This is a genomic window from Gordonia insulae, assembly GCF_003855095.1.
Classification (GTDB): domain Bacteria; phylum Actinomycetota; class Actinomycetes; order Mycobacteriales; family Mycobacteriaceae; genus Gordonia; species Gordonia insulae.
In genome coordinates, this window is the sequence record NZ_CP033972.1 from 5,272,585 (window position 1) to 5,285,297 (window position 12,713).

Annotated in this window: 11 protein-coding genes; 7 read left to right on the forward strand and 4 right to left on the reverse strand. The window is 66.6% G+C overall.

The genetic code is table 11. The features are described from left to right. Positions 1 to 51: 51 nt before the first annotated feature. Positions 52 to 1,098 (forward strand): YdcF family protein, encoded by a 1,047-nt coding sequence (locus D7316_RS24100; RefSeq protein ID WP_124710507.1) that lies wholly within the window; start codon positions 52 to 54, stop codon positions 1,096 to 1,098. A 76-nt stretch (positions 1,099 to 1,174) separates the two neighbouring features. Here the strand turns inward: D7316_RS24100 and D7316_RS24105 are convergent, their stop codons facing one another. From D7316_RS24105 to D7316_RS24120, 4 genes are all read right to left on the reverse strand, one after another. Next, positions 1,175 to 2,293 (reverse strand): NDMA-dependent alcohol dehydrogenase, encoded by a 1,119-nt coding sequence (locus D7316_RS24105; protein ID WP_124710508.1) that lies wholly within the window; start codon positions 2,291 to 2,293, stop codon positions 1,175 to 1,177. 55 nt (positions 2,294 to 2,348) lie between these two features. Continuing rightward, positions 2,349 to 3,845: an aldehyde dehydrogenase family protein gene (locus D7316_RS24110; RefSeq protein WP_124710509.1), complete on the reverse strand. Its 1,497-nt coding sequence runs from the start codon at positions 3,843 to 3,845 to the stop codon at positions 2,349 to 2,351. Positions 3,846 to 4,120: 275 nt separating this feature from the next. Further along, positions 4,121 to 5,755 carry a sigma-54-dependent Fis family transcriptional regulator gene (locus tag D7316_RS24115; protein WP_124710510.1) on the reverse strand — a complete coding sequence of 545 codons (1,635 nt, stop codon included), beginning with the start codon at positions 5,753 to 5,755 and terminating at the stop codon, positions 4,121 to 4,123. Positions 5,756 to 5,768: 13 nt separating this feature from the next. Continuing rightward, on the reverse strand, positions 5,769 to 6,422 hold the full coding sequence (locus D7316_RS24120) for a Pr6Pr family membrane protein (RefSeq protein ID WP_124710511.1): 654 nt from the start codon (positions 6,420 to 6,422) through the stop codon (positions 5,769 to 5,771). Positions 6,423 to 6,543: 121 nt separating this feature from the next. Between D7316_RS24120 and D7316_RS24125 the strand changes: the two genes are divergently transcribed. From D7316_RS24125 to fusA, 6 genes are all read left to right on the forward strand, one after another. Beyond that, the gene (locus D7316_RS24125; RefSeq protein ID WP_124710512.1) at positions 6,544 to 7,440 is read left to right on the forward strand and encodes an exodeoxyribonuclease III; all 897 of its coding nucleotides are present in this window, start codon (positions 6,544 to 6,546) and stop codon (positions 7,438 to 7,440) included. A gap of 101 nt (positions 7,441 to 7,541) precedes the next feature. Then, positions 7,542 to 8,162 carry a hypothetical protein gene (locus tag D7316_RS24130; RefSeq protein ID WP_124710513.1) on the forward strand — a complete coding sequence of 207 codons (621 nt, stop codon included), beginning with the start codon at positions 7,542 to 7,544 and terminating at the stop codon, positions 8,160 to 8,162. Positions 8,163 to 8,314: 152 nt separating this feature from the next. Next, on the forward strand, positions 8,315 to 9,220 hold the full coding sequence (locus D7316_RS24135) for a hypothetical protein (RefSeq protein WP_124710514.1): 906 nt from the start codon (positions 8,315 to 8,317) through the stop codon (positions 9,218 to 9,220). Positions 9,221 to 9,617: 397 nt separating this feature from the next. Continuing rightward, complete coding sequence (gene rpsL / locus D7316_RS24140) at positions 9,618 to 9,989, forward strand: 30S ribosomal protein S12 (RefSeq protein ID WP_124710515.1); 372 nt, start codon at positions 9,618 to 9,620, stop codon at positions 9,987 to 9,989. A 6-nt stretch (positions 9,990 to 9,995) separates the two neighbouring features. Next, entirely contained in the window at positions 9,996 to 10,466 is a 471-nt protein-coding gene (gene rpsG / locus D7316_RS24145) for a 30S ribosomal protein S7 (RefSeq protein ID WP_124710516.1), read from the forward strand. An 80-nt stretch (positions 10,467 to 10,546) separates the two neighbouring features. Beyond that, positions 10,547 to 12,652: an elongation factor G gene (gene fusA / locus D7316_RS24150; protein ID WP_124710517.1), complete on the forward strand. Its 2,106-nt coding sequence runs from the start codon at positions 10,547 to 10,549 to the stop codon at positions 12,650 to 12,652. The last annotated feature ends 61 nt before the right edge of the window (positions 12,653 to 12,713 follow it).

Genomic DNA, 12,713 nt, shown 5'->3' on the forward strand with positions numbered 1-12,713 from the left:
GGACCCGCGTCGACACATCGGACCCGCGTCGCGCCCTGGCAGCATGGGCACATGCTCATCATCGCGGCAGTGGTCGTCCTGCTGGTGCTCAGCGGCGTCATCAGCGCCTGGCGTGACCCGCGCCGACTGCGGCCCGGCGTCTATCTCGGGCTCGCCACCGTTCTGCTTGCGCTCGTCGTGGTGGAGGTGGTCGTCGCGGTGGCGGGCAGTACGTTCACCGGTGCGGTCATCGTTCTCGCGCTGAGCTTCTGCGGGCTGCTGGTGATCGGCGTTCTCGGTGTGTTCCTGATCGTCAACGGTGTCACCTTGGTCCGTCGGGAAGGAGTTCGACCCGCAACCCTGCTGTCCGGTGCGCTCGGTGCGGTGCTCGTGATCTATGTGATCGCAGTGGCGGTCGGTCTCACCGTCGGCTGGTTCGACGTGACCACGTCGAACTCGATACTGCTGATCCTGCTCGCCGGTGGTCTGCCGGCCGGCTATCTCGGATTCGTCTTCGTGACGTTCCTGGGGTGGTCGCTGGTGTACGCACTCTGGGGACGGCGGCGTGCCTCGCGGGATCCGGTAGGTGCGGTTGTCGTGTTGGGAGCCGGATTGCTCGGTGGGGATCGGGTCAGTCCATTGCTCGCCGGCCGTCTCGACCGCGGGCGGACGCTGTATGAGTTCGCGCGTCACGCCGGGCGGCGTCCCATCCTGATCTGCTCCGGAGGCAAGGGCACCGACGAGCAGATCTCCGAGGCCGAGGCCATGGCGCGATACCTCGTCGAGCGAGGGGTCGACGAGAGCGACGTCGTGCTCGAGAACTCGTCCACCGACACGGAGGAGAACCTGGTGTACTCCGCGCGGCTGTTGACCGAGAGGAAGATCCGCGGTCCGGTCGCGGTCGTCACCAGCGACTACCACGCCTTTCGGGCCGCAACCCTCATGCGCAACGCGGGAATCGACGGGTTCAGCACGGGCGCGCACACCGCGTCGTACTTCTTTCCCAATGCGCAGACCCGCGAGTACATCGCCATTCTCCGAGATCACCTGTGGCTCAATGTCGCCATCGTGGTCTGCCTCTCGGTGCCGTGGATCGCTGGGTTGGTGCGAGCCCTGTGAGATCCGGGACCCGGACATGGACCGGCCCGGACGCGGCTGGGAGTCTCGCGTCCGGGCCGGAGTGTGTCGCGGCAGATCAGTTGTCGTGGATGATCACACCGCGAATGTTCTTGCCGTCCCGCAGATCCTGGTAGCCGTCGTTGACCTGGTCGAGGGTGTAGTTCTTGGTCACCAACTCATCGAGTTTGAGCTGGCCGGCATCGTAGAGGCGCAGCAGGCGGACGATGTCGTACTGCGGATTCATCGAACCGAACAGCGAGCCCTTGATGGTCTTCTGGTTCAGCGTCAGGTCGGTGCCCGACACCTGAACCGTCAGCTTCGTGGGGTCGGCCAGACCGGTGATGACCACCGTGCCGCCCTTGCCGATCACCGCGGTTGCGGCCGAGACGACCTCGGTGTCGACGGTGCCCACCAGGATGAGCGCGGCATCGGCACCCTGTCCCCAGGTCAGTTCGTTGACCTTGGCCGCGGCTTCCTCGGCGGAGGCGAATGCGTGGGTGGCGCCCATCTTCAGCGCTGTCTCCCGTTTGAGGGCAACGGGGTCCACCACGACGACGTACTTGCAGCCCGCACCCACGGCACCCTGCACCGCATTGATGCCCAGTCCGCCGATGCCGTAGATGACCGCGGTGTCGCCGGCACGCAGATTGCCGGCGTTGACGGCGGTGCCCCAGCCCGACGGGACGCCGCAGCCGACCAGGACGGCGGTCTCCAGTGGGAGCCAGTCATCGACCTTGACCACCGAGTGCTGACTGATGGTGGCGCGCTCGGCGAAGGTGCCCAACATGCACATTGCGCCGAAATCGTCTCCGCCGGAATGGAAGCGGAACGAACCGTCGGGCATCGAACCCTCGAGGATGGTGGCGCCCATGTCGCACAGGTTCTGCCGACCCGTCGAACAGTAGCGGCAGGTACCGCAATTGGGGATGAAGCTGCAGACGACGTGATCGCCCGGCTTCACCTTGGTGACACCTTCGCCGACCGCCTCGATGACGCCCGACCCCTCGTGCCCGCCGACGATCGGAAAACGCGGCGGCAGATCGCCGTCGGTGAGGTGCAGATCGGAATGACACAGCCCGGCGGCCGTGTACTTGATCAGGACTTCGCCCGCCCTCGGCTCGTCGAGGTCGAGTTCGATGATCTCGAAGGGCTTTCCGGGGGCGGTGAGGACCGCGGCCTTGGTGGTCATGGACATGTCATGTGCTCCTTGGGTTCTCGTGAAGATGGTTCGGGTTGTCCGGCAGGTGTGCTCAGAGCGCGACGTTGACGGCCTTGGTCTGGGTGTAGAGGTCGATGGCGGCGCCGCCGAGTTCGCGTCCCCAGCCCGACTGCTTGTAGCCGCCGAAGGGCATGGCGGTATCGAAGCCGTTGTACTGGTTGACCCACACCGAACCGGCCTTGATCTGGCGGGCGGTCTTGTGGGCCTTGGACAGGTCCTGGGTCCAGATGCCCGCGGCCAGACCGTAGATGGAGTCGTTGGCCGCGGCGGCCACACCGGTGTCGGCGTCGAACGGCAAGGCGGCCACCACCGGGCCGAAGATCTCCTCCTGCACGATCGAGAAGCTCGGCTCGACATCGACGAAGACCGTCGGCTCGATGAAGAATCCTTCATCGCCCCAACGCTTTCCGCCGGTCAGTGCGCGAGCGCCGTCGGCCAGTCCGGCGGACAGGTAGCCCGATACGCGGTCGAACTGCTCCTGGCTGACCAACGGGCCGAGCTCGGTCGCAGGATCGAGCCCGGGGCCGATCTTGGCCTGCGAGGCGGCCTCCGCGACGGCGGCGGTGAAATCGTCGAAGATGGGGCGTTCCACATAGAGCCGGGTGCCGGCGACGCAGCACTGACCGTGATTGAACATCCATGCGGCCACCGATCCGGCGACGGCCTTCTCGAAGTCGGCGTCGGCGAACACGATGTTGGGGCTCTTGCCGCCGAGTTCCAGCGAGACCTTCTTCAGATTGCCCTTCGCGGCCTCGACGATCTTCTTGCCGACCTCGGTGGAACCGGTGAAGGCGATCTTGTCGACATCCTCATGTGCGGCCAGCGCGGCACCGGCCTCGCCGTAACCGGTGACGATGTTGACCACGCCGGGCGGGAATCCGGCCTCGGTGAAGATCTCGCCGAGCAACAACGCGGTCAGCGGGGTCTGTTCGGCCGGCTTGAGGATGACGGTGTTGCCCGCGGCGAGCGCCGGAGCCAGCTTGAACGCCGCCATCAGCAGCGGGAAGTTCCACGGCACGATCAGGCCACACACGCCGACGGGTTCACGCAGGGTGTAGGCGTGGAACTCACCGCCCGGGACGAACGGCATCGACACATTGACCGTCGAGCCGGTGATCTTGGTCGCCAGGCCCGCGTTGTAGCGGAAGATGTCGGCCGACCAGGCGGTGTCCACGGCGGTCGCGATGGTGGCGGCCTTGCCGTTGTCGAGGGCCTCGAGTTGCCCGAACTCGGCCGCGCGCTCGGTCAGCAGATCGCCGACCCGCCAGATCAGTCGCTCACGTTCGTTGGGCTTCATCCGCGACCACGGACCGTCGTCGAACGCCTGACGGGCGGCGCGGACCGCTCGGTCGACGTCGGCGGCATCGCCGTGCGCGACCGAGGTGATCGGCCGTGCGGTGGCCGGGTCGATGGTCTCGAACGTGCGGCCGGATTCGGCCCACACCCACTCACCGCCGATGAGCATCGGACGGTCGCCGGCGATGAAGTCGCGAACCCGCGGGAGCAGGTCGGTGGCGACAGCGGTCATGAAATCCTCCTGGTCAGGCAGCGAGATCAACAGTGATCTGGGTCATATGTGTGACCTGCTTCATTTCTGCCACCTTTTCGTCGGGTCGCCCTGTCCAGAATCTGAACACCGCACCGAACACCTGACGGGACTCGGCGACACCTGACTGTGGGCGCCCATGACTGCGGGCACCCTGACTGCGGTCACCTGACTGCGGGCGCCGCGGAGTTGGGCACCGCGGGTTGCCGGCCACGGACCTGATCGCGGCATCGGCCCGTCAGACCATGCGCGCCTGATCAGATACCGAGCGACCGCATCCGCGCGTAGAGAGTGGTGCGGCTGATCCCCAGCTCCCGGGCGGCGTGCACCTTGTTGCCGCCGGCACGGTCGAGGGCATCGACGATGGCCGTCCGTTCCGCCTGTTCACGGCCGGACAGATGGGCGGCGCGACTGGTGGTGCGGTGGTCGGCCGGCAGGTCGGCGAGCTCGACGACCCGCGCCGAGCGGTCCGAACAGGTCGTGGCGGCCTGCCGCAGTACGGCGATCAGTTCGGAGAAATTGCCGGGCCAGTCCTGGCACAGCAGCGCGTCGGCGGCCTGACCGGACAGCGTCAGGGTGTCGTCGATGCCGGTCAGCACGCCACTCGCGAGGGCGGCCAGCTCAGACGTCCGGTGACGCAGTGGTGGCAGGTCGACCCGGGTCCCGCAACGGGAGAGCAACGCGGCGACGCCCGCTCCGGTCTGCTCGCGCGGCCCGGCGACCACGATCAGCGGTGCGTCTGCCGTGGCCTGCACCGACGCCTTGCCCAGGAGCGCGACCGAGCGTTCGTCGAGGAGGTCGGCACCGTCGACGACGAGTGGGGCACCTGCGGCGCGTGCCCGGGTGATCGCGCCGAGGACGTCGGGGAGGCGCCCGGAGATGAGGTCGTCGGCGACGTCGACGACCACCGCGGGCACGTCCGCGTCGGCCGCCGTCGCCAGGGCACGGGTGGACCGACCGCTGCCCGGCTCACCGGTGATGGCGACGCTCCCGGATGCCGCGCGGGCGACGGGTGTCGGCGTCGACGGTGTGGGCGCGGCCGGCCGGAATCGGAAGAGGGCCGCGCCACGGGTACCCGCGACGGGCTCGACGCGCACCTCGACGTCCAGGCCGGAGACAAGGGTGAGCGGCATCGTGATCTCCCGCAGTCCGGGATCGGCCGCGACGATCCGCAGCGCGCCGATATCGGTGGGGGACAGCAGTTCTGCCGCCATCGCATTCGTCAGCTGCAGGTCGTCGCCGATCGCGGCGACTGCGATGTCCCGCCGCGGCGCGGCGCGCTGGAACGCGTCGAGGACGCGTCGTTGATGGACGCGGGAACGATCGAGCAGGCGATCGGCGATGTCGGCGACGATGCTGTTGACGAAGGGAACCGCCAACGGGTTGATGCGGTCGGCGATCTCGGACATGCAGATGATCCCGGCGAGACGTCGCGTGGTCGGGTGGACGATCGGCTGACCGAAACAGCTGATGGATTTGAACTGCTCGAGATAGTGCTCGGAGCTGTTGACCGTGATCCCGCCGCGGATCTCTGCCGGCGTGCCGAGCGCCGTGGTGCCGACCGTGTCCTCGCCGAACGGCACTCCCGGCGTCGCGCCGAGCTCGTCGAGTGTGCGTTCCACCGCGGTGCCGAAAGCCACCCGCGACACCATCCGGCATTCGTGGTCCACCAAGAGCAGGGACACCTCGGTGTTCGCCAGCCGGTCGGCCGCGTCGTCGAGAACCGGACGGGCGGCGTCGAGTAGTGGGTCCGCCGACGCGATGTCGACGAATGCGGTGGGTGGGGCACCGTCGGGCCGGACGCCGGACAGCGCCGACCGTCGCCACGAGTGTTCGATGACGGGACGTCGGGGCGCGTGGTCGGAGACGAGGAGAAGTGAGTCGATGTCCATAACGTGACACACATCACCCGGGAAGGGAAGTCCGGTCGTCGTCGACGACCACGACGGTTTCGCCGGTCGTCTGCTGTCGCCATCGACCCAGTAGGCCGACGACGGCGGCCACCACCGCGACGCCGATCAGCACCCCGAGCATCGCTCGCAGCGCCCACGCGTAACCGTTCGGGCCGGGGTCGAGGAACGGATACGGGTACCAACCGACGATCGCACCCCGGATGAGGGTGTATGCGCCGAAGGCCACCACCGGGGCGAGCCAGGTCAGCCAGCTCCGCGCCGGTAGCCGGCCCGGACGGAAGACCACCCAGTCGATCAGCAGATACACCGGCAGGATGCGGTGCATCGTCGCGTTGATCCAATCGGTGTAGAGGCTGACGTCGTGGTCGGAGAGCAGCAGTGCATAGAAGATCCCGGTGCTGATCATCGCTGTTGTGGTGGCCCCGCGAAGCCACGTCCACGCCGTTCCCCGCGCACCGGAGACCGCGCCCGCCACCAGCACGACGACCGCGGCGATGTTCGACACCACCGTGAAGTAGCTCAGGTAGTCGGCGAGGGAGAAGCCCGGTCCGCGGGACTGCTGTATCGGTTGGGTGATCAACGCGGCGATGCCGAGCCCGGCGAACGCGAGCCGGACCAGTCGCGCCCACCGTCGCCGCTCGTCCATGGCGGCGATTGTGTCACCTCGCCGGCCGGGCGGCCGTGACCTGACGCACGTCCTCGCGACTGGTGCGAGTCGGTCGGGCGCGGCGCCGAGGCACCGTTGTTCGCCGACTACGGTTGACGTCATGCGCGTCGCGACCTGGAACGTGAACTCGGTCAAGCAGCGGATCCCGCGGCTGTTGCCGTGGCTCGATCAGCGACGTCCCGATGTGGTGTGTCTGCAGGAGACCAAGCTCTCCGACGAAGCGTTCCACGAGGCGCTCGGAGCAGACCTGGCCGACCGTGGCTACGAGACAGCCCATGTGGGACAAGGGCAATGGAACGGGGTTGCGCTGCTGTCGCGGGTCGGCCTCGACGATGTCCGCGCCGGATTCGACGCCGTCCCGGGCTACCCCGAGTCGGCGGCCCCGCCCGAGGCCCGTGCGGTGTCGGCGCTGTGCGGGGGCGTGCGGATCTTCTCGCTCTACGTGCCCAACGGGCGCGTGCCCGACTCGGATCACTATCACTACAAACTGGAATGGCTTGCCCGCCTGCGGGACAGCGTCGGGAATGCGTCGGGCGACGACGCTGCGGCCAACACGATGTTGTGCGGGGACATGAACATCGCACCGGCCGACGCCGACGTCTTCGATCCCGCGGCGTACGAGGGCCACACACATGTGACCGCGCCGGAGCGCGACGCGCTCGCCGCGCTAGAGGACCTGGGTCTGCGTGATGTCGTCCGGGAGCGGTGGCCCGACGACCGGGTGTTCAGCTACTGGGACTACCGGGCGGGCATGTTCCACAAGGATCTCGGCATGCGGATCGACCTGATCCTGGCCGGCCATCCGATCGCGGATCGGGTGGCCGCCGCCTGGATCGATCGTCAGGCGCGCAAGGGCAGCAAGCCGAGCGACCATGCGCCGGTGATCGTGGATCTCGACGACGCACCCGACGGTGATGTCGGGCCGGTGGTACCGCCGCCGTCGAACCCGGCCAAGCGGGGTGCCACCAAGGTCGTCCTGCCCCAGTCGACCGAATAGCACTGTCCCCGAACCGGACCTGTCGGACACTCCGGCTACTGTTCAGGCGTCTCTCAGCATTCCGTCTGAGGGCTTGTCACGGTTCACATGAGGTTGGGGTCATGAAGCACATTCATCGAATTCTCCTGGCGATCGCCGCGTTCACCGCGGTCGCGCTGGTCATCCCGTCGGCGACCGCGCACGCGACGCCGGCCCGCGTCGGCGGTACACCGTTCGTCGAGGCCGGATTCACCGCAGACGGCACGGCGATCGTCGCGAAACTGCGTGACGGCGTCTTCGCGCCGAACGCGGCGGGCTCCGAGTTGCAGGTGCTGGGCCGCGACGGTCGCGTCGTCGACGCGATGCCGCGGGAAGGAACGATGGACGGCTTCCGGGTGCCGTTGCGATGGACGGTCGGCGCCGATCGATCGACCGCGACCTTCACGCCGATCATCAGTCCCGAGTACCGCGCGGCCCTGGACGCGGCGGCCACTGATGCGGCGAAGAAGCCGCGCGGGAAGCGCATCTCGAAGGCGCAGCGCTACGACATGATGTGGACCGAGCTGAACAAGGGATGGACGGGCAACACACCCCTGTACACGCTGATCGGTGGCCTGATCGGATTCCTCATCTGGACCATCCCGGGTGCCGCGATCGGCGCGGCCATCGGTGCCTACATCGGATACCAGACCTCCAACCCGAAGGCGTGGCCGTCGGTCATCGCGTGGTGGAACACGCCGTAGTGCGATGTGCTGCGCACCTTCCTGCCGGATCGGGAAGGTGCGCAGCACAGCTCGCGGACGGACGCCGAGGGGGCAGTGGTGCCCGATCCGGCCGAAAGCGGGAACGACACCCGGATCCGGCCGTCTAATGGGGTATGGGCCTGTGCGATCGCATGGAGCAGCGGATCGGCCGCTTTGCCGAGCGCATCACACCCCGTCGACGCGGCGACGTCATCGACACCTATCGCAACATCCGACTGGGCATGGTGTCGCTCATCGCGATGCTGGCCTTCGCCGTGTTCGGCGACTCGATCGCCTCGCACGACATCAGGTTCTCGATCAGTGACTACTACGACTCCTCGGCGCGGGCGGTGTTCATCGCAACCCTCTGCGCGATGGGGGCGATGCTCATGGCCTACAAGGGCCGCACCGAGATCGAGGACGTGCTGCTGAACTTCGCGGGCTTTCTCGCGTTCCTGGTCGCGTTCATCCCTACGAACACACCTGACCGGCAACCGGATCCGCCGCTCGACTGGATCGTGAAGAACGCCTGGACCGCCGTCTTCGGCGGGTTGTTCGCGATGACTGTCTGGGCGCTGTTGAGCGGGGCCGGCCGGTTCGCGACGCCACCCCGGCCCACTCTCGCCGGGCTGGTGGTCCGTGTGCTGGCGCTGGCACCGGTCGTCGTGGTGGTGGCGCAGGTGACCTGGTTCGACACCGCAACGCGGGTGTCACCGCACGGCGTCGCCGCCGTGTCGATGTTCGTGATGTTGACCGGGGTCGTCGTCCTCAACGGTTTGGTGGTGATGGCGGGAGACGTCCCCGTGAAGTACGCGCGGTGGTACTTCGGGACCGCCCTGGTCATGCTCGTGACCATCGTCGTCGCGATCGTGGCCACCCTGTCCGGCTGGGGAGCGGGCGTGAACCTGATCTTCTGGGTCGAGTGGGTACTCCTCGCCGCGTTCGGCGCGTTCTGGATCGTGCAGACCTTCGAGCGCTGGGACGAGGAAAAGCAGCTCGGGGAGTTCGAGAAGGTCGCCGCCCCGGGGCCGCCGAGCGGGGAACAAACCGGCCGATGACGAGGTTGAGCATCGACGAGAGGTCGGCCGGCGTTCACCCGGGCGTTGATCCCCGATGAACTGCTGGATCCGTTTTTTGACCTGTGCAAACTCGATCGGTAGAGTGGATCGCCGGTGCCCGGCACATGCTGGGCCAGTCCGCATGCCCGGTATCCGGGATCGCACCGGACTGACAGGCGAGACCGCAGTCGAGTGTATGACACACCCGACCTCGGGGTATCGATAAATGTACTGACCAGCGCTGATGTGCTGGTGGGGCGAGTTGTGGAAGCAACGGGAATCTGTTGAGGGTTCTCGGAGCTTGCCCGGAGCACAAACCGCGACGAGACAACTACAGACCGCCGACCGCGTTCACGAGACGCCGGCGGGAACTGCCGACAAAAGGAAGAAACACCTAGTGCCAACGATCAATCAGCTGGTCCGCAAGGGCCGTCACGACAAGCCTGCCAAGACGAAGACGGCAGCCCTCAAGGGCAGCCCGCAGCGTCGTGGCGTGTGCACGCGTGTGTACACCACCACCCCGAAGAAGCCGAACTCCGCGCTGCGAAAGGTCGCCCGTGTGCGCCTGACCAGTTCCGTCGAGGTCACCGCTTACATCCCGGGTGAAGGACACAACCTGCAGGAGCACTCGATGGTGCTCGTCCGCGGTGGTCGTGTGAAGGACCTCCCCGGTGTGCGTTACAAGGTCATCCGCGGCTCGCTCGACACCCAGGGTGTCAAGGACCGCAAGCAGGCCCGCAGCCGTTACGGCGCGAAGAAGGGGAACTGATAAGTCATGCCACGTAAAGGACCCGCACCCAAGCGCCCCCTGATCAACGATCCGGTCTACGGTTCGCCGCTGGTCACCCAGCTGGTCAACAAGATCCTGCTCGACGGCAAGAAGTCGACCGCGGAACGCATCGTCTACCAGGCTCTCGAGCAGGCCCGTGACAAGACCGGCACCGATCCGGTCGTCACCCTCAAGCGCGCCCTGGACAACGTCAAGCCGACCCTCGAGGTCAAGAGCCGCCGCGTCGGTGGCGCCACCTACCAGGTGCCGATCGAGGTCAAGCCGGGCCGCGCCAACACGCTCGCGCTGCGTTGGCTGGTGACCTTCAGCCGCCAGCGTCGTGAGAAGACCATGGTCGAGCGCCTCGCCAACGAGCTGCTCGACGCGTCCAACGGTCTCGGCGCTTCGGTCAAGCGTCGCGAGGACACCCACAAGATGGCCGAAGCCAACCGGGCGTTCGCGCACTACCGCTGGTGAGTCCGTGCCACGCGTGACCGGATACCGGTCACGTGTGGCGCACAGTTTTTGTTCAACAGCAATTCCCGAAGGGAAACCAAGTGGCACAGGAAGTGCTCAGCGACCTGAACAAGGTTCGCAACATCGGCATCATGGCCCACATCGATGCCGGTAAGACCACCGCGACCGAGCGAATCCTCTACTACACCGGTGTGAACTACAAGATCGGTGAAACCCACGACGGTGCCTCGACCACCGACTGGATGGAGCAGGAGAAGGAGCGGGGTATCACGATCACCTCCGCCGCCGTCACCTGTTTCTGGAACAAGAACCAGATCAACATCATCGACACCCCCGGGCACGTCGACTTCACCGTCGAGGTGGAGCGCAGCCTGCGTGTGCTCGACGGTGCGGTCGCCGTGTTCGACGGCAAAGAAGGTGTCGAGCCGCAGTCCGAGCAGGTCTGGCGGCAGGCCGAGAAGTACGACGTCCCGCGTATCTGCTTCGTCAACAAGATGGACAAGCTGGGTGCGGACTTCTTCTTCACCGTGCGCACCATCGAGGAGCGCCTCGGCGCCAAGCCGCTCGTCCTGCAGCTGCCGATCGGTGCCGAGGACAACTTCGACGGCGTCGTCGACCTGATCGAGCAGAAGGCGATCACCTGGCGCGGCACCGTCGAGATCGGCGCCGCACCGACCATCGAGGAGATCCCCGCCGATCTCGCCGACCAGGCCGCCGAGTACCGCGAGAAGCTGCTCGAGACCGTCGCCGAGACCGATGAGGCACTGCTCGAGAAGTACTTCGGTGGCGAGGAACTCACCACCGACGAGATCAAGGCGGCCATCCGGAAGCTCACCATCGCGCGTGAGTACTACCCGGTGATCTGCGGTTCGGCGTTCAAGAACAAGGGTGTCCAGCCCATGCTGGACGCGATCATCTCCTACCTGCCGTCGCCGCTCGACGTCCCCTCGGTCGAGGGTCACGCCGTGGGCAACGAGGAAGAGATCCTGTCGCGCAAGCCGTCGGCCGACGAGCCGTTCTCGGCGCTCGCCTTCAAGATCGCGGCACACCCCTTCTTCGGCAAGCTGACCTTCGTGCGCGTGTACTCGGGTCACATCACCGCCGGCACCCAGGTGCTCAACGCCACCAAGGGCAAGAAGGAGCGCATCGGGAAGCTCTTCCAGATGCACGCCAACAAGGAGATGCCCGTCGAGGATGCGACCGCTGGTCACATCTACGCGATGATCGGCCTCAAGGACACGACCACCGGTGACACCCTGTGTGACTCCAGTGCGCCGATCGTCCTCGAGTCGATGAGCTTCCCGGACCCGGTCATCAACGTCTCGATCGAGCCGAAGACCAAGTCCGACCAGGAGAAGCTCGGCACCGCGATCCAGAAGCTCGCCGAAGAGGATCCGACCTTCTCGGTCAAGCTCGACGAGGAGACCGGCCAGACCGTCATCGGCGGCATGGGCGAGCTCCACCTCGACATCCTGGTCGACCGCATGAAGCGGGAGTTCAAGGTCGAGGCCAACGTCGGCAAGCCGCAGGTGGCCTACCGCGAGACGATCCGCAAGACCGTCGACAAGCACGAGTTCACCCACAAGAAGCAGACGGGTGGATCGGGGCAGTTCGCCAAGGTCATCATCAAGCTCGAGCCGTTGGTCGACGCCGAGGACGGCGCCACCTACGAGTTCGACAACGCGGTCACCGGTGGTCGCGTCCCGCGCGAGTACATCCCATCCGTGGATGCCGGTGCGCAGGATGCGATGCAGTACGGTGTGCTCGCCGGTTACCCGCTGGTCAACTTGAAGGTCACCCTGCTCGACGGTCAGTATCACGACGTCGACTCCTCGGAGATGGCCTTCAAGATCGCCGGTTCGCAGGCCCTCAAGGAGGCCGCGCGGATGGCGAGCCCGGTCATCCTGGAGCCGATCATGGCCGTCGAGGTCACGACTCCGGAGGACTACATGGGTGACGTGATCGGCGACCTGAACTCCCGCCGTGGCCAGATCCAGGCCATGGAGGAGCGCAGTGGTGCGCGTGTCGTGAAGGCACAGGTGCCGCTGTCGGAGATGTTCGGCTACATCGGAGACCTTCGGTCGAAGACCCAGGGCCGGGCAAACTACTCCATGGTGTTCGACTCCTACGCGGAAGTTCCCGCGAACGTGTCGAAGGAGATCATCGCGAAGGCCACCGGCGAATAAGTCGGTCGTCCCCGCGACACGCGCCGGCCACATCACAAGCGGGCGCAACAACGTAAGTAAC

Excerpts from the sequence above, each read along its gene's own strand:
- D7316_RS24100 (WP_124710507.1), top strand. The coding sequence starts at position 52 with ATGCTCATCATCGCGGCAGTGGTCGTCCTGCTGGTGCTCAGCGGCGTC.
- D7316_RS24105 (WP_124710508.1), bottom strand. The coding sequence starts at position 2,293 with ATGTCCATGACCACCAAGGCCGCGGTCCTCACCGCCCCCGGAAAGCCC.
- D7316_RS24110 (WP_124710509.1), bottom strand. The coding sequence starts at position 3,845 with ATGACCGCTGTCGCCACCGACCTGCTCCCGCGGGTTCGCGACTTCATC.
- D7316_RS24115 (WP_124710510.1), bottom strand. The coding sequence starts at position 5,755 with ATGGACATCGACTCACTTCTCCTCGTCTCCGACCACGCGCCCCGACGT.
- D7316_RS24120 (WP_124710511.1), bottom strand. The coding sequence starts at position 6,422 with ATGGACGAGCGGCGACGGTGGGCGCGACTGGTCCGGCTCGCGTTCGCC.
- D7316_RS24125 (WP_124710512.1), top strand. The coding sequence starts at position 6,544 with ATGCGCGTCGCGACCTGGAACGTGAACTCGGTCAAGCAGCGGATCCCG.
- D7316_RS24130 (WP_124710513.1), top strand. The coding sequence starts at position 7,542 with ATGAAGCACATTCATCGAATTCTCCTGGCGATCGCCGCGTTCACCGCG.
- D7316_RS24135 (WP_124710514.1), top strand. The coding sequence starts at position 8,315 with ATGGAGCAGCGGATCGGCCGCTTTGCCGAGCGCATCACACCCCGTCGA.
- rpsG (WP_124710516.1), top strand. The coding sequence starts at position 9,996 with ATGCCACGTAAAGGACCCGCACCCAAGCGCCCCCTGATCAACGATCCG.